The organism is Rubinisphaera italica (genome assembly GCF_007859715.1).
Taxonomy (GTDB): domain Bacteria; phylum Planctomycetota; class Planctomycetia; order Planctomycetales; family Planctomycetaceae; genus Rubinisphaera; species Rubinisphaera italica.
Genome location: NZ_SJPG01000001.1, coordinates 947607 through 967571, shown reverse-complemented (window position 1 = coordinate 967571; position 19965 = coordinate 947607). Strand labels below are relative to the sequence as shown.

At 48.5% G+C, this 19965-nt stretch carries 16 protein-coding genes and 1 tRNA gene; 4 read left to right on the top strand and 13 right to left on the bottom strand.

Going from position 1 to position 19965, the window contains the following annotated elements:
* Window positions 1-342: 342 nt before the first annotated feature.
* Window positions 343-415: transfer RNA gene (locus tag Pan54_RS25715), tRNA-Glu, on the top strand.
* 61 nt (window positions 416-476) lie between these two features.
* Here the strand turns inward: Pan54_RS25715 and Pan54_RS03735 are convergent.
* The 3 genes from Pan54_RS03735 to rpsA all read right to left on the bottom strand — a co-directional run bounded on the left by Pan54_RS03735 (window position 477) and on the right by rpsA (window position 5339).
* The gene (locus Pan54_RS03735) at window positions 477-1514 is read right to left on the bottom strand and encodes a LacI family DNA-binding transcriptional regulator (protein WP_146502228.1); all 1038 of its coding nucleotides are present in this window, start codon (window positions 1512-1514) and stop codon (window positions 477-479) included.
* Between the two features lie 146 nt (window positions 1515-1660).
* The gene (locus tag Pan54_RS03730; RefSeq protein WP_146502227.1) at window positions 1661-3112 is read right to left on the bottom strand and encodes a Gfo/Idh/MocA family protein; all 1452 of its coding nucleotides are present in this window, start codon (window positions 3110-3112) and stop codon (window positions 1661-1663) included.
* 304 nt (window positions 3113-3416) lie between these two features.
* A complete protein-coding gene (gene rpsA, locus Pan54_RS03725; RefSeq protein WP_146502226.1) occupies window positions 3417-5339 on the bottom strand; it encodes a 30S ribosomal protein S1 in 1923 nt (640 codons plus the stop codon).
* A gap of 617 nt (window positions 5340-5956) precedes the next feature.
* Here rpsA and Pan54_RS03720 point away from each other — a divergent pair.
* From Pan54_RS03720 to Pan54_RS26240, 3 genes are all read left to right on the top strand, one after another.
* The gene (locus tag Pan54_RS03720) at window positions 5957-6361 is read left to right on the top strand and encodes a hypothetical protein (protein ID WP_146502225.1); all 405 of its coding nucleotides are present in this window, start codon (window positions 5957-5959) and stop codon (window positions 6359-6361) included.
* 320 nt (window positions 6362-6681) lie between these two features.
* Window positions 6682-7845: a protein arginine kinase gene (locus Pan54_RS03715; RefSeq protein WP_146502224.1), complete on the top strand. Its 1164-nt coding sequence runs from the start codon at window positions 6682-6684 to the stop codon at window positions 7843-7845.
* Window positions 7846-7902: 57 nt separating this feature from the next.
* Window positions 7903-8310: an REP-associated tyrosine transposase gene (locus tag Pan54_RS26240; RefSeq protein WP_449314304.1), complete on the top strand. Its 408-nt coding sequence runs from the start codon at window positions 7903-7905 to the stop codon at window positions 8308-8310.
* 290 nt (window positions 8311-8600) lie between these two features.
* Here Pan54_RS26240 and ccoS read toward each other — a convergent pair whose 3' ends face one another.
* The 10 genes from ccoS to Pan54_RS03665 all read right to left on the bottom strand — a co-directional run bounded on the left by ccoS (window position 8601) and on the right by Pan54_RS03665 (window position 19917).
* Window positions 8601-8786 (bottom strand): cbb3-type cytochrome oxidase assembly protein CcoS, encoded by a 186-nt coding sequence (ccoS, locus tag Pan54_RS03705; RefSeq protein ID WP_146502223.1) that lies wholly within the window; start codon window positions 8784-8786, stop codon window positions 8601-8603.
* On the bottom strand, window positions 8783-11251 hold the full coding sequence (locus Pan54_RS03700) for a heavy metal translocating P-type ATPase (RefSeq protein WP_146502222.1): 2469 nt from the start codon (window positions 11249-11251) through the stop codon (window positions 8783-8785). Before Pan54_RS03700 ends, ccoS begins: the two co-directional genes overlap by 4 nt.
* Entirely contained in the window at window positions 11233-12069 is an 837-nt protein-coding gene (locus Pan54_RS03695; protein ID WP_146502221.1) for a sulfite exporter TauE/SafE family protein, read from the bottom strand. The genes Pan54_RS03700 and Pan54_RS03695 overlap by 19 nt, the downstream gene beginning before the upstream one ends.
* A gap of 3 nt (window positions 12070-12072) precedes the next feature.
* Window positions 12073-12600 (bottom strand): FixH family protein, encoded by a 528-nt coding sequence (locus Pan54_RS03690; protein ID WP_146502220.1) that lies wholly within the window; start codon window positions 12598-12600, stop codon window positions 12073-12075.
* Window positions 12579-13961: a cytochrome c oxidase accessory protein CcoG gene (gene ccoG, locus Pan54_RS03685; RefSeq protein ID WP_146502219.1), complete on the bottom strand. Its 1383-nt coding sequence runs from the start codon at window positions 13959-13961 to the stop codon at window positions 12579-12581. Before ccoG ends, Pan54_RS03690 begins: the two co-directional genes overlap by 22 nt.
* 289 nt (window positions 13962-14250) lie before the next feature.
* Complete coding sequence (locus Pan54_RS03680; protein ID WP_146502218.1) at window positions 14251-14856, bottom strand: cbb3-type cytochrome c oxidase N-terminal domain-containing protein; 606 nt, start codon at window positions 14854-14856, stop codon at window positions 14251-14253.
* On the bottom strand, window positions 14853-15026 hold the full coding sequence (locus Pan54_RS25710; RefSeq protein ID WP_165441566.1) for a hypothetical protein: 174 nt from the start codon (window positions 15024-15026) through the stop codon (window positions 14853-14855). The genes Pan54_RS03680 and Pan54_RS25710 overlap by 4 nt, the downstream gene beginning before the upstream one ends.
* Window positions 15023-17356 (bottom strand): cytochrome-c oxidase, cbb3-type subunit I, encoded by a 2334-nt coding sequence (gene ccoN, locus Pan54_RS03675; protein ID WP_146502217.1) that lies wholly within the window; start codon window positions 17354-17356, stop codon window positions 15023-15025. Before ccoN ends, Pan54_RS25710 begins: the two co-directional genes overlap by 4 nt.
* 833 nt (window positions 17357-18189) lie before the next feature.
* The gene (locus tag Pan54_RS03670; protein WP_146502216.1) at window positions 18190-19545 is read right to left on the bottom strand and encodes a sigma-54-dependent transcriptional regulator; all 1356 of its coding nucleotides are present in this window, start codon (window positions 19543-19545) and stop codon (window positions 18190-18192) included.
* A gap of 24 nt (window positions 19546-19569) precedes the next feature.
* Window positions 19570-19917: a response regulator gene (locus tag Pan54_RS03665; protein WP_146502215.1), complete on the bottom strand. Its 348-nt coding sequence runs from the start codon at window positions 19915-19917 to the stop codon at window positions 19570-19572.
* Window positions 19918-19965: the final 48 nt, after the last annotated feature.

Below are 19965 nucleotides of genomic sequence, written 5' to 3'. Positions count from 1 at the left end.
TGATTAGAGTGATGGGCAATAAATTACAGCCTGAGTGAAGCCAGTGGGATTTTGTCAAATTCAGATTTCACTCAAAAATGTCCGAACCTTTCCTTTTAAGTTTACGTCTCCACTGCAGATTCCAGTTTCATTTTTTGATCAATTTATAAATTAAAGTCCAATCCCATGTCATTTATTGCTCTGCTCGAATTTCTGCACGGTGAAGTATTTCACGGTGAAGTATTTCATTGTGAGGAATGCGGTATTCATCGTATGCGTAGATGACAGCAGTTAAATACTGCCCGAGAGCGATCAGGCTCGATGTCACTGCGATATCGAGCCTTTTTTATTGACTGTTTTCAGGGCGCGTTCGACTTCTGGTGAGGTCATCGGTCTTTCACACCGATCAGGCTGGGTTCGAATCCCGCACGCGTCAATCAGCAGATCGTGAGTGATTATTCATTAAATCGATGTCAGATCCTGTATCACAATTTTGATCAAGTCGATTCACGAACGACCAGTTCGGGTAGAATGACCCGAATTCTTTTCGATGAGGGGATGGGGCCTGCCAGCGATTCCTCGACCAGATTCAGAGCTTCCTTCGCGTAAGATGCATGACATTGGTCAATCGTTGTCAGCCCCGGTTCTATGACATCTGCGATATCCAGATTGTCGTACCCTGTTACCGCAATGTCCTCGGGAACCGAAAGTCCGTGACGATGCAAACCTTGAATGATTCTCACGGCCCATTCATCATTGGAGGCGATGATTGCATCAGCCTTGTTTTTCAAGACAAGATTCTGAATACAGTGATCCACAGCTTCAGAGGTCGGCTTCTGTGTTGCCTCGGGATTGGTCCAGATCAGTGAATTGGCAACTGGAAGCCCCCATCCTTTGACATTTGTCTTCCACGCATCACTGCGGATGGACATCAGTAGGTCGGAAGGAGACCATAACTGGAGGGCGATTCGCTTTCTGCCTCGCTCAGCAAGGTGGTCAACCAGCAGCTTGATCGCGTAAGACGTTTCAACACGGATACAAGGCTGGGTCTTCAGGATGGGTGATGAGTGCAGAATGATATTTTTCCGCTTCTCAAAAACTTTTTTCAGTCGCGGCCGGGTATCCTGCATCACGTCAAAGAGACACAGGATGGCATCCATCCCATGATCAATGAAATCGTCGAGATACGTTTTAATTTCATCCGCATCGTGATGGACCTGACCGATCATCAGTCGATAGCTACGAGCATGGGCTTCTGCTTCAATCGCAGCCAGACGTGCGGAGAAAACAGCCATATTGACCGTGTCGAGCAGGACTCCGATGAGCCGGGTGGGCATTCCCCGAAGCCTCTGAGCAGCACGGTTAGGACGATAGTCGAGCTCTTCTGCGATCTTCAGAATTTTCTTTCTGGTCGCTTCCGATACCCGTACACAGTCCAAACCTGAATTATTCAGGATATGTCCCACAGCTGCCCTGGAAACCCCTGCTTTTTCAGCGATATCCTGTAACCGGACCTTCCGTTCTCCATTCACCATGCGTCGCTTTTCGTCACTGTACGGTCAGTGATGTCGAGCAACAACAATGTGCTCCACCAGTGAATTTGACCGTTCTGATGCAAAAATTTCATCATAGAGAATAACTGAACGAATAATCAAGCCACAGACAAATGGACTTTGTCTTCCTAAACCTGTTCCGGCACTATGAACGGAGATCTGTACTCCCTTCGCAACAATTGATTGGCTGCATCATCGTTTGGGAAAACCTCTTTTGCCGGATCGATTTCCAGCGTCCGTCCCAACTGCACCGATGCTGTCTGAGAATTCACACCATTGGCTGCAAGATGTTCGTTCATCCGCTCAGAGGCCTCAGCAATGAGTGGCTGATCCTGAACTCGTTCTGGCAGTGATGAAAGGGCAATTGGCTCTCCCAACTGGTGAGAAATATTGCCCAGATGACAAAGCGCGGAAGAAAGATGGCCTGTCCGGACGCTGCAATTCAGATCTTTTGTTTTACGAGACCGAACGCCTTTTACAAAATTCTCGCGATGCAGTTGTCGCCCACCGTCCGGCCCTTTATCTCCAGTAATTTCGCGAATCGTTTTTCCGTTGTGGTCGATCACTTTACCAGTATCAAAACCGAGATAGGTCGCATCTTCCCCTTCGACAACGATTCCGTAACTAAGCCCCCTATATTTGCAGGAATCCCGTTTGCCTTCCGCTGTGGGCAGATCACGAATTTCAAATGTGATAGGGGCAGTGGCATAATCATAACTGAGAATGTGCGTATTCGGAGTCTGACCATTATCATCCCAGGCATATCGCCCGCCCACGCTCGTTACACTGGTCGGGAATTCCTCGGCTCCTACGACCCAACGGCAAAGATCAAGAATATGGGGGCCATTGTTACCAAGTTCCGCATTGCCATAATCCCAGAACCAGTGCCAGTCGTAGTGATAACGCAAACGCTCGAGTTTTGTTGAGCCAGGCCCGCACCAGAGATCATGATTGACCGTTGGCAATGGCTTCGGAGCGACTTCCGGTTTGCCAATCGATGCTCTGCGGGACAAGTAGAGACCTTTGACGCTTTTCAGTTTGCCGAGGACACCCTCTTCACGAATTTCTCTGAAGAACTCCTGCAGATGTGGAAAGCTTCGGCGTTGAATACCTATTTGTACAATTCGCTCATATTTCTGCGCGGCTTTCTCCATTTGACCTGCTTCCCAGATATTGTGGGAACAGGGCTTTTCGGTATAAACATCCTTCCCCGCCTGACAGCCCCAGACCGTTCCCAGTCCATGCCAATGATTCGGCACAGCCAGGACAACTGCATCGACATTCGGGTCATCATAAACGCGACGCAGGTCATCGTATTTTTTGAGTTGATAACCAAATTTCTTATCAAAATTTTCCGCCCTTGTCCCCAGGACTGCACTGTCGACATCACACGCCCCAACCACACGTACACCGGGAATCAAAGGGAAACCTTCCAGATGTGTCCTGCCGATCCCATTCAGACCAATGACGACCACCCGGAGTTCCTCATTAGCCATTGCTGAATATGCAGGAGTTCCCATGGATGTGAAGGCTGTTGCTGAGATCGCAGCCATAAACTGCCGACGATTGATTGAAACCATGCAATATTCCTTTTGACATAGGATTATGGGTAATGCAGCTGACTGATAAAAAATGGAGAATCGATCATTGATCGACAATCTTCAGAACACTTTCGAGATCGAATTCGTTGTTCACTCTACCTCAAGATATCACGTGGAATCATCATTGCATAGTGAAAAATTTCGAGAATCCGAGATCAGGTCATTGAAACAGAATATTGCGGGCCTCTCATCAATGACCTTAAAAACGATACCACAATGCAAAAACCGGAGGAAAGCGATTGCTTCCCTCCGGTTATACTTCGATCGAAATCAGCAGCCGAGATTACTCGTCAACTTTTTCGGTTTCTTCAGTCTCATCGGTACCTTCAGCTTCACCAGAACTCTCTGCGGAAGCTTCTTCAGTCGATTCAGCTTCTGCAGATTCTGTTTCTGTCGGAGCCTCTTCGGCTGCCGTTTCCTCGGCAGCAGTTTCGGCTTCCTGCTCGGCAGTTGGCATCTGGAAGAGTGGTCCGCCACTGGCTCCCATGCCCCCTTTGAGCTCGCCCGGAGTTGCGATCGGTTTGCCGGTTTCATCAACCTGCTGAACATCGTCCAGCTCGGCATCGAGACGTCGGCTCAGGCCGATCTTGCGATCGTCGAGGTCGAGTCGCAGAACGCGAACTTCGATTTCTTCGCCAACTTTGACTTCCTGTTCGGGATCGTCCACTTTGTGGTCGGCCAGTTCAGAAACGTGCAGCAGGCCTTCGAGTTCCGATTCCAGTTCGACGAACACACCGAAGTTGGTGATCTTCGTCACTTTGCCAGTCACAATTGTGCCTGGGCCGTATTTGTCTGGAATTGTTGTTTCCCAAGGATCGCCTGCGAGCTGTTTCAGGCCAAGTGCGATACGGCGACGGTCTTCGTCGACAGAGACAATCTGACATTCGATTTCGTCGCCCTTCTTCAACATTTCGCTGGCGTGCGAAATCTTGCGTGTCCAGGACATATCACTCACGTGCAACAAGCCATCGACACCTTCTTCGAGTTCGATGAAAGCACCGTAATTCGTGAGGTTTCGCACTTTTCCAGTGACGGTGGCACCAATTGGATATTTCTCGGTGACGTTGTCCCAAGGGTTGGGTTGCGTCTGCTTCATGCCGAGTGAAATTTCCTGTTTGTCGGTGTTGATATTCAACACAACCACTTCGACCTGATCGCCAATATTGACCAGTTCGCTCGGGTGATTAATACGACGTGTCCAAGACATTTCGCTGATGTGAACCAAACCTTCGATACCATCTTCAAGTCGCACAAACGCACCGTAAGACATGACGTTGGTCACTTCGCCGGTTACGCGACTGTTGAGCGGATAACGATCTTCGATGTTCTCCCAGGGACTTTTTGATTTCTGCTTCAAGCCGAGAGCGATTTTTTCTTTTTCGCGATCGACATTCAGAATCATCACTTCGATTTTATCGTCGATATTGACCATATTCGACGGATGATCGATGCGGCCCCAGCTCATATCAGTAATATGCAGCAGGCCATCGATTCCGCCCAGGTCGACGAACGCACCGAAATCGGCAATGTTCTTGACAATACCTTCGCGAAGTTGACCTTCTTCGAGTTTCTCGAGCAAATTGCGTTTCAAGTCGGCTCGGCGATCTTCGATCAACTTACGACGAGAGACAACAATGTTTCGTCGTGGCTCATCGATTTTGAGAACGATACATTCGATATCCTGACCGATGAAATCGGCGATATCGTTAGGACGGCGGATATCGACCTGAGAAGCTGGCAGGAAGACGTTCACGCCGATATTGACCAGCAAACCACCTTTAATTTTACGCACAACGTTACCGGTGACGATATCACCTTCGTTGCATTTCTCGATAATGCGTTCCCACTCGCGGATTCGGTCCGCTTTGCGTTTCGAGAGCAGGATCACGCCGTGAATGTCTTCCAGGTCTTCCATCAACACTTCAACAGTGTCGCCCGGTTCCGGCTGCTTTTCGTCTTCTTCCCACTCTTCGAGAAGGACCAGACCTTCGCTTTTTGCACCAATATCGACCAGAACTTCATCGTCATCGACGCGAATCACGCGCCCTTCGATGATTTCATTGGCGTCAAAACTTCGGGAGGTCTCATCGTATACCGAATCCATATCGGCATCTTCGCCAGTTAAATCGGCAAAGGATGTTCCCAGGAAGGAGTCCAGTTCATCATCTGTAATGGAAAATTCGCGGAGTAAATGCCTGTCAACCATGTGTTTCCCAAGCCAATTCCATATCGATTCCCAGAAAACCGATTGATTGGCCTAATTCGTTAAATAAAAGGTGAATTTCAATATGCTGTCAGAGACACATGCCTCTGAAAAAGACAGCAACTCGCTTTGCCTCTTTCGATGAAAAACCGGCTCGGGAGCAACGGTCACTTGCTGCAGGAGAGCGACCGGAGCCACGTTTCGATCAAAAAAAGAGTCGAGTGATGCAGTGTTATACCACAACCCCGTTCCCTCTGAACAGTCGACCCCGCCAGAACTGCAATGAAAATTAGTGGTTTTTTATAAAAAAGTCTTAACTTTTCCAAGAACTTTCTGCAATCGGGTGGCTGGGGTTGTAGCGAAATGCAGCCACAAGACCTTCGACTTTCTAAGGGCTTCACTACGCTCGATCCCTGCCACCCTTTTCTCTTGACAAGTAGTTGTTCTCATTTTATCGGTTGTGAGGCCCCCCTTATATCTCCCCCAATTTAACTCAGCCGCACTTTTTCACTCGGATTGATCGGCTTATCCGCTAAAGCCGTTAAAAACGGACACCCGTATCGATCGATCCGCCGATCAAACCACCAAACGGCGTCTGTATCGAGGTTTTGAGGTCAACTATGCGAATTGTCATACTGGGAATCTTCAGTGGTCTGCTCCTGGGATTGAGCGGCTGCCAATGCTATCGCACGACGGCCATCTACTCCTCAATCATCGATGCATACGCCGATACCAAGCTCGCTCTCGATCCGCTTTATGTCCCCGGTTTGGATGTCAGCCGCATTGGGATGCCCGACTGGAGACGATTCGGCTTCAATCGCGCCCTCTGCCCCTGCTCGAAGGATTGCAAGTGCCCAACCTGCCGCGGCTGCGATCCCGTTTATTATCCCGCTGAGTATCGCATGAAATACTGGGCCGCACTCTCTGAAAAACAGGATCGGGAGCAACGCGGCGAAATTGCTTTCCCAGAACCGTCAGAGACTCCAGAGGCAGAACTCATCCCGCTACCAATGCCCGTCAAATAGTAAAAACAAGCACGAAGCGCAAGCGAGTGAGTCAATCCGTCTTCAGTCACACACACTCGCTTGCGCTTCGTGCATGTGTAATAATTTCCCGAAATGCTTTTTCTGGACTGTCTGGTAGAACATTCCCCTCATTCGCTACACTCTCGAATTGAAGGTCAGGACCAGTGAAACTTCACCAGAGTTGTAAAATGTTTGCAATCCTGTCGGATTTACCACTTCTCTAAGATCAGGATTGCCCCTTAGAATATAAAATTGGTCGAGCCTTCAATGAGAAATGTGATAAGATCGACTGATTGAGTGTAGAACAAGGGAGGATACGCGTGGATTTGGATTCGTTACTTTTTGTCACGAGCGGCTGGCTCGAAGGGACAGGGAAAGAGTCGGACGTTGTCGTATCCAGTCGAATTCGACTGGCACGCAATCTGGCCCAGTTTCCGTTCCTGACGAAAGCAGACGATCCAACACGCAAGGAAATCGAAGGTCTCCTGCGTGATGCCGTTTCCAAAGTTCGAAAAGAGAACAAGAAGGCGAAAAAAGCGGCTGCCGAAACGGAAGGCGATCAGGGCTCACGAATCGCCAGCGAATCGGATCAACCTCCCGCCAAACCGCACTACTCCTACAGCGACCTGACCTATATCGATGTCGACACGCTTTCGAAAATCGACCGTCAGTTTCTGATGGAACGTCAGCTCATCAGCCGGGAGTTGTCCGAATCCTCTGGCCCCCGCGGTGTTGTCGTCGGTAACTCTCAGCAAACCAGTGTGATGATCAACGAAGAAGATCATCTCCGTATGCAAGTCCTTCGCAGCGGGTTCAATCTGGATGCCTGCTGGGAAGAAATGGATCAGCTTGACGATGCCATCGAAGCCCGTGTCGCTTATGCCTATCATGAACAGTTCGGATACCTGACTGCCTGCCCAACCAACGTCGGCACAGGTATTCGAGTTTCCGTTATGGTGCACCTGCCGGCTCTGGTACAGACGAAGGAAATTCAAAAAGTCTTCCAGGCGATGCAGAAAATGGGACTGGCCGTCCGTGGACTTTACGGCGAAGGCAGCCAGGCAATGGGAGACTTCTATCAAATCTCCAATCAAATCACGCTCGGCAAAAGTGAGCCGGAAATTATTGAGCTGATTAAAGATGTCGTGCCGAATGTCATCGACTATGAACGCCGCATCCGCAAAGCCCTCATCACCGAAAATCATCAGCAGTTACACGACCAAATCTCCCGCGCTTACGGTATCCTCCGCAGCGCCCAAACGATCAGCTCGGAAGAAACCCTGCACCTGCTTTCGAGCCTCCGTATGGGCGTCAACCTCGGCCTGATCGAAACCCCCGACTTATCCCTGGCCAACGAACTCTTCATCCAGACCCAACCCGCCCACCTGCAAAAACGCTACGCCAAAGAACTCTCGTCGGCCGAACGAAACACGGCCCGGGCAGGGTATTTGAGAGAACGGCTTGAGGCATCTGAGGAAGAGTGATCAGGACTTTGTAGGGTGCGTCTCGACGCACCTTTCCCGGTGAGTTATTATCACTGAATGAGCATCTATCGCCGATCACGGGACGGACGATATCTTTTCTTTTTTTCGGTCGTTACGCACAAGCGTCGACAAATTCTCGCGACTCAATTAGGACGAGAATGCTTGAGAAATGCAATTGAAGAAGTTCGAACACAACATCCCTTTGATCTGACAGCGATTGTCCTTCTCCCAGATCACCTCAATACGATCTGGGAATTGCCACAAGGTGATCAAGATTATTCCATGCGATGGAGGTTTATCAAATCACAATTCACCAAAAACTGGACTGCAGCCGGAGGTACAGAGGCTGCTGTTTCGCAGAGTCGCATCCAACGTAGAGAACGGAAATCTGACAGCGCCGGTTCTATGAGCATACCATCTCAGGACGAGGCTGATTTAAAAGATGTTTGGATTATCTCCACGTGAATCCTCTGAAGCATGGCTTGGTGAAAAGGATCTTCGAATGGCCTTGGTCCTCATTTCATCGATATGTCAAACTCGGAGAGTATCCAGCGACTTGGGGCAGCCAGGCGGAATGGTATGGAGATGAGTTTAAGAACTTCGAGTGAATGGTGCGTCAAGACGCACCCTACTTGGCTTCAAATCAATGGAAACAAAAGCCTTGCTGATTCGAGTCCCCTGAGGATCACGCTTTTTAGCCTCAGAGCCACATGTAACGTGATTGATAATTACATGAGTGAACAGAATCGGAATTCTTAGTGTGGCTGATCAGAATTTTTTTGTTTCTCTTTCGATGATTTTGTGGAATCATCTCTGAGCATGCGGATTGCGGGGGTTTCCAAATCATCGAGTTGGCCATTATTGACCGACCAGATAAATGCAATCACAGCTGATGCACCCAGTAAAAGAGCAATGGGTAAAGCGACGTAAATCACACTCATGACTGATTTTCTCGAAAAGCGGGATTGAGAAATGCAATTGTCAATACAGACAGAGAGCTCAGAGGCATGAGTATGGCGGCGATAATGGGATTGATCATCCCTGACATCGCCAATCCCGCAGCAATGATGTTGTAAGAGAGGGAAACGGCAAAGTTAAAGCGAATTGTCCTTACTGTTTTTTTGGCACCCTGCATCAATACAGTAATTCCCAGCAGGCCGGGGCGGTTGATGTAGACATCAGCTGCCTGCAAGCTAACTGCGGCTCCTCCATGGACTGCTATTCCCATAGAAGCCGCTGCAAGAGACGCACTGTCATTCACGCCATCTCCAACCATAATCGTCGTTTCCTGCCTGGACGAATTCTGGATAATCTCAAGCTTCTGTTCGGGAGAGATTTGGCTAAACGTCATGCCTGCAGGAATTCCCAACTGACTGCCGACTAAATTGACGACCTCAGTATGGTCGCCAGAAAGTATCCCCACTTTCCAGCCGGCTGATTTGAGTTGCTCAATGGCTATTGAAGCATCAGGACGAATCTGATCGCTGATCGCACAAATCGCTTTGACGGTTCCATCCACAGCAATAACGATCCCTGTCAATCCCGACTGATGGAATTGGTTTAATCGAACATTCAAGTCTTCGGAAATCGAGAGTGTCATTTTCTCGATCAGCTTTTCAGAACCAACAGCTATCGTCGCACCATTGATCTGTCCACAAACTCCGTAGCCGGGCAGCGAGTTCACGTCTTCAATGCGGTCTGTCAACGAGAACTCCTTTTTTGAGGCAAGGTCTCGTACGAGAGCAGTCGCGATGGGATGAACAACATTCTTTTCGATGGCGAAGATGATTGGGATTAACTCTGCCTCTCCCTGATACTCAACGACTGAGATCTTCCCCTCGGTAATCGTGCCTGTCTTATCGAGCCAGACTGTTCCCCGGTTTTGCAGTTGTTCGAAGACATCTCCGGATTTGACAAGAATCTGCTGACGGGCAGCTCGGGCTTGAGCAATCGCGATTGTAAAAGGTGTCGCCAAACCAAGTGCACATGGGCAAGCCACGATTAGTAATGTCATCGCATGATTAATTGCCAGCTCCAGACTGAAAGCAGCCCATCCCAAAAACGTGAGCCCTGCCAGCAGAAGTACGATGCTCACAAAGTATCCACCAATCGCATTTGCGAATTGAACGATGGGAGTCTTGGATTGAATTCCCGCTTCCACCAGACTGGCGATCTCTGATAATCTGGAATGAGCCACCAGGCATTCCGCCTGAATGACCAATGGACTGGAGATATTCATCGTTCCGGCTGAAACGTGATCACCAGCGATCACAGGTACACCGATTGATTCCCCAGTCAGGATCGAGCAGTCGACAGAAGATTTCCCGGAACGAATCAAACCGTCCACTGGAATCAAATCACCTGCTCTGACTTCGAGTTCGTCACCAATTTCAATGGCATCAAGCGGGATCGATTCCGTGATCTGTTGCCCCAGATTCTCTTTATTGATACGACGTGCATATTGGGGTGTTAGCGCCTTGAGCAGCGAAATTTGATGCACTGCTTTTCGCTGCTGCCAGAACTGAAGGTATCGGCCAATCAGTAATAGAAAAACCAGAACCGAAATCGAATCAAAATAAATTTCTCCACGACCAAGAACAGTATTAGCCAGGCCCAGCCCGTAACCAGCCAGCAAGCCGACGGCGACTGGCACGTCCATGTGCGATGTCCGAGTTTGCATTGCACGCCAGGCCGATTGAAAAAACAGAGAGCCTGGCCCAAACAGAGAAACCGTGGCAACGATTAAACTCGTCCAGCGGAATAAATGAAGGTGCTCGGTTGCCATTCCCGAAAACACGCCACTGTATAACGCAAATGCAATCATCATTGCATTGCCAGCGCAGGCACCGGCGACGGCCAGATTGATCAATCGTTTCCGATTTTCCTTCCGACCAATTTCTGCGAAGCGATCATCATCAACTGGATGTGGAGAGTAGCCCAGCCGATGCAATGTTTGTGCAATAACAGAGAGGGAAACGATTTCAGGATCCCACTCGATTGTGACTGTTGAATTGGTCAGGTTGACGCGTGAAGAAATCACCCCATCCAGGTATTGCGAAAGCTTTTCAATTGCAAAGACACAGCTCGAACAGTAAATCCCCTCAAGCAGCAGCCGAATTTGTCGCCGCTCTGGTGAAAGGGATCGAACATAACGCGTCTTAAACGCGTCGTGGTCCATCGAGGTATAATCGAGATCCCGATTGGAATGTTGCTGACGTTCTTGCAATGTATTTCTGAGTTCGTCGTCATCCTGCAAAATCAGATAAGCCGTTTCACAACCGTGACAGCAGAACATCCGGGTATTCTCGGGATGATACATCGAAGCTGGAACGGGCAATCCACAGTGCGCGCAACTGCAGTGTTGTTTTTTCTGTTCAAGATCGGTGCTTATTGATTCTGACAGCATGGTGGTAGCGGCTTTTCATTGGGGAGCTCTTCATCGGCTAGATCCTGATGACAGCAGGGCAGCGGTTGATTCTGAATCTCTTCAAGTGCCTCTATTGTCTTTTCGGAATGAACCTTCGTTTGATCCAGCGGGCTTAGGTCTGCAAAAGAGCGCACGGAAACCGTAAAAAGACCTCCAAGAATGAGAATCGCTGCTGTGCAATAGGGCACGATCGCTTTTGCAGAATCGGACAGTTGACTCATACCTATACTGAGTAACGATAGCGCGGGAATTGTTCCCATCCAGAAGGCCAGCATAATGATTGCGCCTGAAAATGGATGCGACGTTCCTATCGCCAGAATAACAAACGCATAGAGCCAGCCGCACGGCAGGAATCCGGTGATTCCTCCTATTGCCACGGCTCGAAACCCTGCAGAGAGAACTCGCGTTTGCTGATAGAATTTGCGAATAGTCGTTGTCAAAATAACGGGTAAAGAGAAATGGACGGAGCCTCGTTTTCGCAAATTCAGGATGGCAATGATTCCAAATAATATCATGGCCAGACCTGTCAGCCAGGCAGCAGTCTGTTGCCAGCCGAGAAGACGACCGCCCACATCAAGCCAACTTCCTGCCCAGCCTGCCATCACGCCAATTAAGGCATAAGTCATTCCACGGCCAGCATGATAACCTGTCAAATTTCTCAAACGAAAACGCACAGACGCTTCACTCGATCCTGCTGCCAGGATAACGAAAGGTCCACACATACCGACGCAATGCGCACTTCCGACCAGACTGGCCGTCAGTACTGCAATCGCGATTGAGATCAAATTTGGTTCCATGAATTATCGAGTCGCAATTTCCAAAGTGAATGAATCGAGATAGGAGTCGGAATCTCGATTTGCCTGAAGTTCAAATTGCCACAAACCAGCTTTCGTTATTTCCGCTTGTGCCTGATACGTCCCCGGAGCAATTTCTTCCAGAGGGATTGAAATCAATTGAGCCGCGTTGGCATGTCGATAGGCCTTCAAATGGATTTGATCAGCCAGGACCGGGGCCGATGTCGAATCATTCAGCCAGAGAGTCACTGTTCGATTTCCGTAAACATCGATCGGATCACTCACGTCAATCCTTTTTTGCCACCCGAGTTGTTCACTCGCATGTATTTCGTTACGAGTCTCATCCCAATTCAGAGCTTTCTGATGATAATCCGGGATGATTGCCATCGAAGGAGACGTTGTTGCCAGAAAAAATGCGATCATGCAGCAGAAAATCTGCAGACTCAACAGCCCGACAATCATTCCACTCCAGATCCAACGACTCGTACGTTCCGCTTGCTCGGCGGAGACGTCTATGGTCCCAGCAGTTTGCATTGCACCACTCTCCTGTCACCCGATTGACTCACGATTTCAAGATCTGCAGTCAACTGGCCGTATGTAAATTCATTCTTGGGGATTGTTACCAGAACTCCCACAGTTTCTGTGGCTCCACTTTCCAATACAATTGGTTGAGTTCGATCGATATGAACAGATTCAGGAGACAGAACATTGATTAAGAACTGATCGGTTTCATCCAGTCTATTCACCAGTTTTACTCGCATGGAATTTTCAACTTCGCCTGACTCCGTCACTATGAATGGGCTACCCAGATTTCGCATTAACGTCACATCGAAAGACTTTCTCGTCACGATATTGTAAGTCAATAAGCTGACCAAAATGAGTATTAAGGTCGGATAGATGACGACACGAGGTCGCAAGAACCGCTGCGACTCTCCATCCATCTCATTCTGGCTGGAGTAGCGGATCAAACCTTTGGGGCGTTTCACTTTATCCATCACCGCGTCGCAGGCATCCATACATTGCGTGCAATGAATACATTCCATCTGCAAACCTTCACGAATATCGATGCCGGTTGGGCAGGTTCGAACACACAAACCGCAATCCACACAATCTCCCTGCGTTTGATTCACGATGGGGAGCGATTTATTGATCTTACCTCGAGGTTCACCGCGGGTTCGATCGTAAGCCACAATCAAAGAACTGCGATCTAGTAGTACGGATTGGAATCGTCCATAAGGGCAGGCAATCAAACAAAGTTGCTCGCGGAAGAAGGAAAAATCGAACATCATCATGACGGTTGTGACCAGCATGACCAGAAAGGGCCCTGGATGTTCAAAAGGGGAAAGGCGGATCCACTGGGACAACTTTTCAACGCCAACAAAATAAGCCAGGAAGGTATGAGCCAGCAGCATCGAAAGGACAAGATAGATTGCATACAGGACCACATACCGCCAGCCACTGATGTTCTTGCCGGGAACCCCACCCCGCCCTTTGGTCAGCATCATAAGTCTTTCGATGGGACGATAGACAAATTCGAGGTAAACCGTTTGTGGACAGGCCCAGCCACACCAAACCCGACCTAATATCGCTGTCAGCAGAAAAATGGTGAGAAACAGACTCACCATAAATAATGCCAGTAAAAGTGTATCGGTTGGTAAAAATGTCAGCCCAAATAATGTGAACTCACGGCCGGTAATGTTTAGTAGAATTGCGGGACGGCCGTTGATTCTGATGTGGGGAAGAGCGACAAAGAGTGCAATCAGTAAATAGCCCACAATTCTTCGCGCATGCCAGAATCGACCGAGCGAAACTCGCGGATACAACCACCTGCGCGTCCCGTCTTTGTCCAGTGTCGAGAGAACATGTTCATCAGCATCCAAGAGCGCGTCATTCATCGTTTCGCTCCTCTGAAGATGCCATGACAAGGCTTTCCATAGCAATTCCAATCAATGGTTGTCATAGCAATCATGACCATTCGTATTTCAACCTGAACCCCGTTCCAAATGGAAAACGGATTTTCAATAAAATATTGAAGAATGATCTCCCGGGTGGCGGGGGCGCTCCGCTTTAGCGGAAGCCCCCGAAAGTCCAACGGTTCGGGGGCTTCTCTTCGAGAGCGCCCCCGCCACCCGTCGAAATTCCACTCATTGGTTTTCATAGAAATCATGCCTTTTGCATTTCCATTTAATTTTGTGGTTCGTCCCACGGTGGAATTGGTTTTTCTCCCTGTATGGGACTTTTCGCGGCTGCAGGATTCGTGCCTCTTAACGAGGCAACATAAGAGGAAACCAGGACCAGTTCGTTGGGGTGCAATCGAGTTTTCCAGGCAGGCATCGCATTGTTACCCGCTCCCTCACTGACCACCTTGGCGATGTCTTCAATCGTCTTTACGTTCTTCCATTTGTCGTCCGTCAGGTTCGGACCGATTTTTCCTTCCCCATTGGAACCATGGCAGGAAATACAGTGTGTTTTAAAGACAGATTCACCAACTGCAGACCATTTTGGATCGTCCATGTATGTCAGCAATGTTTGTCGATCTGGATTCAGTTCACCAATTTCAGAAAACTGCAAACGCAAGTTCGCTGCGACCGCCTGCTGGTATTCAACCAGCATTGAACGATCAACCTGACCGTTGTGGTAATAAATCATGTAGAGCACGCCGTAAAAGATGGAACCGATAAATATCATCTTCCACCAACCGGGCAATGGATTATCATACTCCTGAATTCCATCGTAATTATGGCCGGTCAATTCGTTGTCAGCATCAGGGGTCAATAAATTATCACTCATGCTTTGCTCCGTGTTCCATCCGACAACGGAATGTCGGCCTGTTTGTCGGTCGTTTTCTTGTCCGTAAAATATGTCTTGATGCTGACTGCTACAAAAACGAGTACGAAAAGAACAAGTGCACTCGTGGCAAATAAGCTGTAATCGACGTTGTTTAGAATTTCTCGAATCATTCCTGCTCCTCAATGACTTCTGTCGTCTCTGCCGGATCCATCTGGGGTTCTGCTTCTTCCAAAACTGCCGGTGCAGGAGTTTTGTAAATATCGGTGCCCAGTCGTTGCAGATAGGCAATTAGCGCAATGACCTGTTTATCCTGCAAATTATCTGGACCATTTTGAGCGACGATGGCTTTCGCAATCTCAGCAGCCTGCTTCTTTGCGATCACAATGGAATTCTCAAGGGTTTCCTCAGGATAAGGAGCTCCCAGATAACTGGCGGCTTTCACGCGATCGGGGATAGTCCTGAAATTCAGATCCTGTTTCTCCAACGCAGCAAACGATGGCATAATCGAACCTTTAATCACCGCTCCTGGATCGCGCAGATGGACGAGGTGCCAGAAATGCGACTGTTTGTTTCCTTCACGTGCCAGATCGGGACCAATTCGGCGAGAGCCCCATTGGAACGGATGGTCGTAAATAAACTCCCCAGGTTTTGAATATTCGCCATACCGTTTCGTTTCAGACAGCATGGGGCGGATCATTTGGGAATGACAATTGTAACATCCTTCGGACACATAAATATCCCGTCCTGCCAACTCGAGTGGAGTGTAAGGCTCGACAGTCGAAATCGTGGGGACGTTGGAACGAATCAGGAAGGTTGGAATGATCTCAAACAATGAAGCGGCGACCACTGCGACAATCACCCAGAACGTGAAGTAGATGGGCATACGTTCCCAGCGGCGATGCCAGGCCATTTTCGACCAGACATCAATTTTCTTACCAATCTCGAGCACAGCTGTTAATTCGGATTGGGGAGTCGGATCGTCCACATAATTCTTTGAAAGTGCCGGAGCCTGATAGACAGGTTCATCGTAGACTTTGGGGCGATTCATCCAGGTTCGGTAAAAATTGATAGACATCATCACGCCACCGGACAGATAGAGAATACCGGCCAGCACTCGCATCCAGTAAAACGGCATCAAAACTTGCGTGGTTTCCACAAAATCGGGATACATCAACTGGCCCGTTTCCTTGAGTCCAAACCACATCAACCCCTGAGTAATTCCTGCGACATAAATGGGAAGAATATAGAGCAGAATCCCCATCGTCCCGATCCAGAAATGCCATTCTGCGAGTTTTTTACTGTAGAGCGGCGTCTGAAAAATCCGCGGCATCAGCCAATACAACATGCCGAAGGTCATAAACCCGTTCCACCCAAGTGCACCACTGTGGACATGGGCGATTGTCCAATCCGTATAATGGGAAAGGGCATTGACGGCTTTGATCGAAAGCATCGGACCTTCGAATGTCGACATGCCGTAGAATGTTATTCCCACGACGAAAAATTTCAGCACGGGATCTTCAGTGACCTTATTCCAGGCTCCTCTGAGAGTCAGCAAACCATTGATCATGCCTCCCCAGGATGGCATCCACAACATGACAGAAAAGACAACCCCCAGCGAACTTGCCCATTCCGGTAGCGCCGTGTAATGCAAATGATGGGGCCCGGCCCAAATGTAAATAAACACCAGTGACCAGAAGTGCAGAATACTCAGCTTATAAGAGAAGACCGGGCGATCGGCAGCCTTGGGAAGAAAGTAATACATCAATCCCAGAAAGGGTGTCGTCAGGAAGAATGCAACTGCATTGTGCCCGTACCACCATTGCATGAAGGCATCCTGAACGCCTGCATAAATCGGATAACTTTTGAATAACCCGACTGGCACCACAAGATTATTGAACACATGCAACAAGGCGACCGTAACAATCGTCGCAATGTAAAACCACAATGCGACATACAGATGTCGTTCCCGCCTTTTGATGAGCGTCATGAAAAAGTTGACGCCGAAAAAACCGACCCAGACAACCGCAATCAACAGATCAATCGGCCATTCCAGCTCTGCATATTCTTTACTTTGTGTAATCCCCAGAGGCAGCGTAATAGCGGCACAAACAATGACGAGTTGCCAACCCCAGAAGTGCAGCTGGCTCAACAAATCACTCCACATTCGTGCTTTGCATAAACGCTGAGTCGAATAATAAATGGCTGCGAAGATGGCATTTCCTGCGAACGCAAAAATCGCAGCGTTGGTGTGCAAGGGGCGTATTCGACCGAATGTCAGATATTCCAAGCCAAATGTCAGTTGCGGCAGCACCAACTGCAGAGCAATGTAGATTCCAACCACAAATGCAACCAACCCCCAGACCAACGTTGCTGTGGCAAACTGTCTTGTGATTTTATCGTCATACTGAAACGACTCGATTACCTCATGTCGCTTAGTCTGTTCAGGTGATGAAGATTCCGTATGGCCGAAATCATCATCCGGTACTGCTGTCGCATTCATTTTTTGCCGTTCACTTCTTGAAAACGAATTCTGAGAATTTGAGTAAGGGCTCTATTCGCAAGCGACGTGCCAGTGCTGCGACTAGCTGACGCAGTTTGAATTTTGGCACAGGAATTCAAAAATCCTGCTCAAAATGTGGATTCGGGTACGCTTTGTCCAGAAATTTCCTGAATGATTTACACCGCTTCTATCAGACATGCATTAAGCGTTATGCGAACTGTGCCAGATCCGCACACCACTGTGCGGAAGGGCGCGCATACCAGTGTGCCCAAGCTGGTGTTCTGCCAATCAGAATTTGATTTGCGAAAGCATGTGTAGTGCTCTCGCTGACGCGTTTTGAAGTTGCCCTATTTTGATTTATTCCCGATCTCTGGGGCCTCCAGGGAAAGATTCATATTAGCAGGGTGCGTCTCGACGCACCTTTCCCTGTCTCCGAATTTGACGGGTATTGTTTATTCTCGTGCAATAACACTCGTAGAAAGGTGTGTTTAAACGCACCCTACTATTCCAACTATCGCAAAATGTCGTGTAAGTTCAACATCAGGGAGCAGTCAAGCTGAATGCGGAATAGCGATTTGAGAGCGACATTTAAAGCTCGAAAGAGCATTACCATTCTAAGCATCTTAACCCGACGCGTCAGCGAGGGGACGGCTCCCGAATAGGAATTGGGTTAAGCGATGATACTTAAAGCATGTCTGTTATTTATGAAAAAGCTGGTCAGCGAAGCAGAAGTTTTCATAGACAAGATGTCACTAATAATGAATTCCACGCTGGCCCCTCGCTGACGCGTCGGGTTATGATTTACCTTGATTTAATAATAATACGAACAGAATTTATTTGATCTCATCGCAGATTTCGTATTTTTCAAGGAGCCGATAAAGCGTACGTCGACTCACTCCCAATGCACGAGCAGTCATGGTTTTATTATGGTGATTGAGCTGATAAATCTGCTCGATATGCTGACGTGTCAGCACTCCCAGTTCGACCGCATCAGATGAGGGGGAATGAGTGCCTGCCTCCTGGTAATGAATGATATCATCTGGAAAATTTCTCAGTTCAAGAACATGATTATCTGAGAGAATTTTTGCACGTTCCACAGCATTCTTCAGCTGCCGGATATTTCCAGGCCATGGAAAGTTTTTTAACTTCTCCAACAGACCTTGCTCGCAAGTCCAATCAGGGCCAGCAAATTTTGCAATCAACAAGGCAATATCATCTTCACGTTCACTTAAAGGAGGCAATGAAATCGTCAGAATATTGATCCTGTAAAACAGATCTTCGCGAAATCGTCCTGCCTCCACCTCAGCCGCCAAATCGCGATTTGTCGCTGCAATGATACGAGCATTTGCCCGTCGCATTTTTGTCGAACCGACTCTGCGAAACGAGCCATCTTCAAGAACTCGCAGCAACTTGGCCTGCAATGTAATTGCCAGCTCTCCAATTTCATCGATAAAGAGAGTTCCACCATCAGCGATTTCGAATAACCCCTGTTTCGCAGTGGTCGCGCCAGTGAAAGCACCTTTCTCATGACCAAACATCTCGCTTTCAATCAACTGATCGGGCAGAGCCGCACAATTGACCGCGATAAAAGGCTGATCAGAGACTTTACTGGCCGCGTGAATCGCATTGGCAATGACATCTTTTCCCGTGCCACTTTCTCCTTGAATCAGAATCGTTTTATCGGTTTTGGCAACCCGCTCGACGAGTTGAAGAACTCGTTTCATGGCGGCGGAACCACCAATGATGTGCCCTTTCTCTGATGCCTGCCGCTGTAAGGCTCCCTGCAACTGTCGATTTTGCCGTTTCAGCAAATAGGTGGAATGAGCTTTCAGTGCAACCGCTTCTAGCTCTTTTAGTCGCACTGGCTTGGTGAGAAAATCGATCGCTCCAATTTTCATGGCTTCGACTGCGGATTCAATTGTCCCCACTCCAGTCAGCATAATCACTTCACATTCAGACTCGAGACGGTTCAACTGAGTCATCAATTCCAATCCAGATAAATCGGGGAGTTGCATATCAACAATCGCGACCGAAAATACCTGATTCTTAACTGCAGTTAACGCATCTTGAGCAGTCCCTACAACGTGTGGTTTAAAGCCACGTTGACTGAAAAATAGTTGGAGATCCTGCTGGATGTACTTGTCATCATCGACAATGAGCAGATCAAATTTTTCTGAAATGGTTGGCATAACTTGCTTGGAGCCTGGAATCGATCAGATCGAGTCCAGGACTTCTTTCAACTGGATGCGGTTAATCGGTTTATTGAGGTAGCGAAGGGGCGGATGAGGGGTGTTAAGTAACAAGTCCTCCGGGCACTGAAAAGCAGAGACAATCACGACTGGGATCTTCATTTTGTCCCAGATCAGTTCAATGGCTTTATCTCCATTCATAACCGGCATGTTCAAATCGGTGATAATTAAATCCGGTGACTCTAACTGGCATATCCGCACCAACTCTTCACCATCTTTTGCAATAGCTAGCACTTCATGCCCCAGGTGCGTGAGCATCCGCAGAAAGTATTCCCGCATATCGGGTTCGTCGTCCGCTACGACAATTTTCATACTGACTCCCGAATCATGCCTGGGGATTATTCCATTGAAAACTTTGGG

Excerpts from the sequence above, each read along its gene's own strand:
- Pan54_RS03735 (WP_146502228.1), bottom strand. The coding sequence starts at position 1,514 with ATGGTGAATGGAGAACGGAAGGTCCGGTTACAGGATATCGCTGAAAAA.
- Pan54_RS03730 (WP_146502227.1), bottom strand. The coding sequence starts at position 3,112 with ATGGTTTCAATCAATCGTCGGCAGTTTATGGCTGCGATCTCAGCAACA.
- rpsA (WP_146502226.1), bottom strand. The coding sequence starts at position 5,339 with ATGGTTGACAGGCATTTACTCCGCGAATTTTCCATTACAGATGATGAA.
- Pan54_RS03720 (WP_146502225.1), top strand. The coding sequence starts at position 5,957 with ATGCGAATTGTCATACTGGGAATCTTCAGTGGTCTGCTCCTGGGATTG.
- Pan54_RS26240 (WP_449314304.1), top strand. The coding sequence starts at position 7,903 with ATGAGCATCTATCGCCGATCACGGGACGGACGATATCTTTTCTTTTTT.
- ccoS (WP_146502223.1), bottom strand. The coding sequence starts at position 8,786 with ATGAGTGTGATTTACGTCGCTTTACCCATTGCTCTTTTACTGGGTGCA.
- Pan54_RS03700 (WP_146502222.1), bottom strand. The coding sequence starts at position 11,251 with ATGCTGTCAGAATCAATAAGCACCGATCTTGAACAGAAAAAACAACAC.
- Pan54_RS03695 (WP_146502221.1), bottom strand. The coding sequence starts at position 12,069 with ATGGAACCAAATTTGATCTCAATCGCGATTGCAGTACTGACGGCCAGT.
- Pan54_RS03690 (WP_146502220.1), bottom strand. The coding sequence starts at position 12,600 with ATGCAAACTGCTGGGACCATAGACGTCTCCGCCGAGCAAGCGGAACGT.
- ccoG (WP_146502219.1), bottom strand. The coding sequence starts at position 13,961 with ATGAATGACGCGCTCTTGGATGCTGATGAACATGTTCTCTCGACACTG.
- Pan54_RS03680 (WP_146502218.1), bottom strand. The coding sequence starts at position 14,856 with ATGAGTGATAATTTATTGACCCCTGATGCTGACAACGAATTGACCGGC.
- Pan54_RS25710 (WP_165441566.1), bottom strand. The coding sequence starts at position 15,026 with ATGATTCGAGAAATTCTAAACAACGTCGATTACAGCTTATTTGCCACG.
- ccoN (WP_146502217.1), bottom strand. The coding sequence starts at position 17,356 with ATGAATGCGACAGCAGTACCGGATGATGATTTCGGCCATACGGAATCT.
- Pan54_RS03670 (WP_146502216.1), bottom strand. The coding sequence starts at position 19,545 with ATGCCAACCATTTCAGAAAAATTTGATCTGCTCATTGTCGATGATGAC.
- Pan54_RS03665 (WP_146502215.1), bottom strand. The coding sequence starts at position 19,917 with ATGAAAATTGTCGTAGCGGACGACGAACCCGATATGCGGGAATACTTT.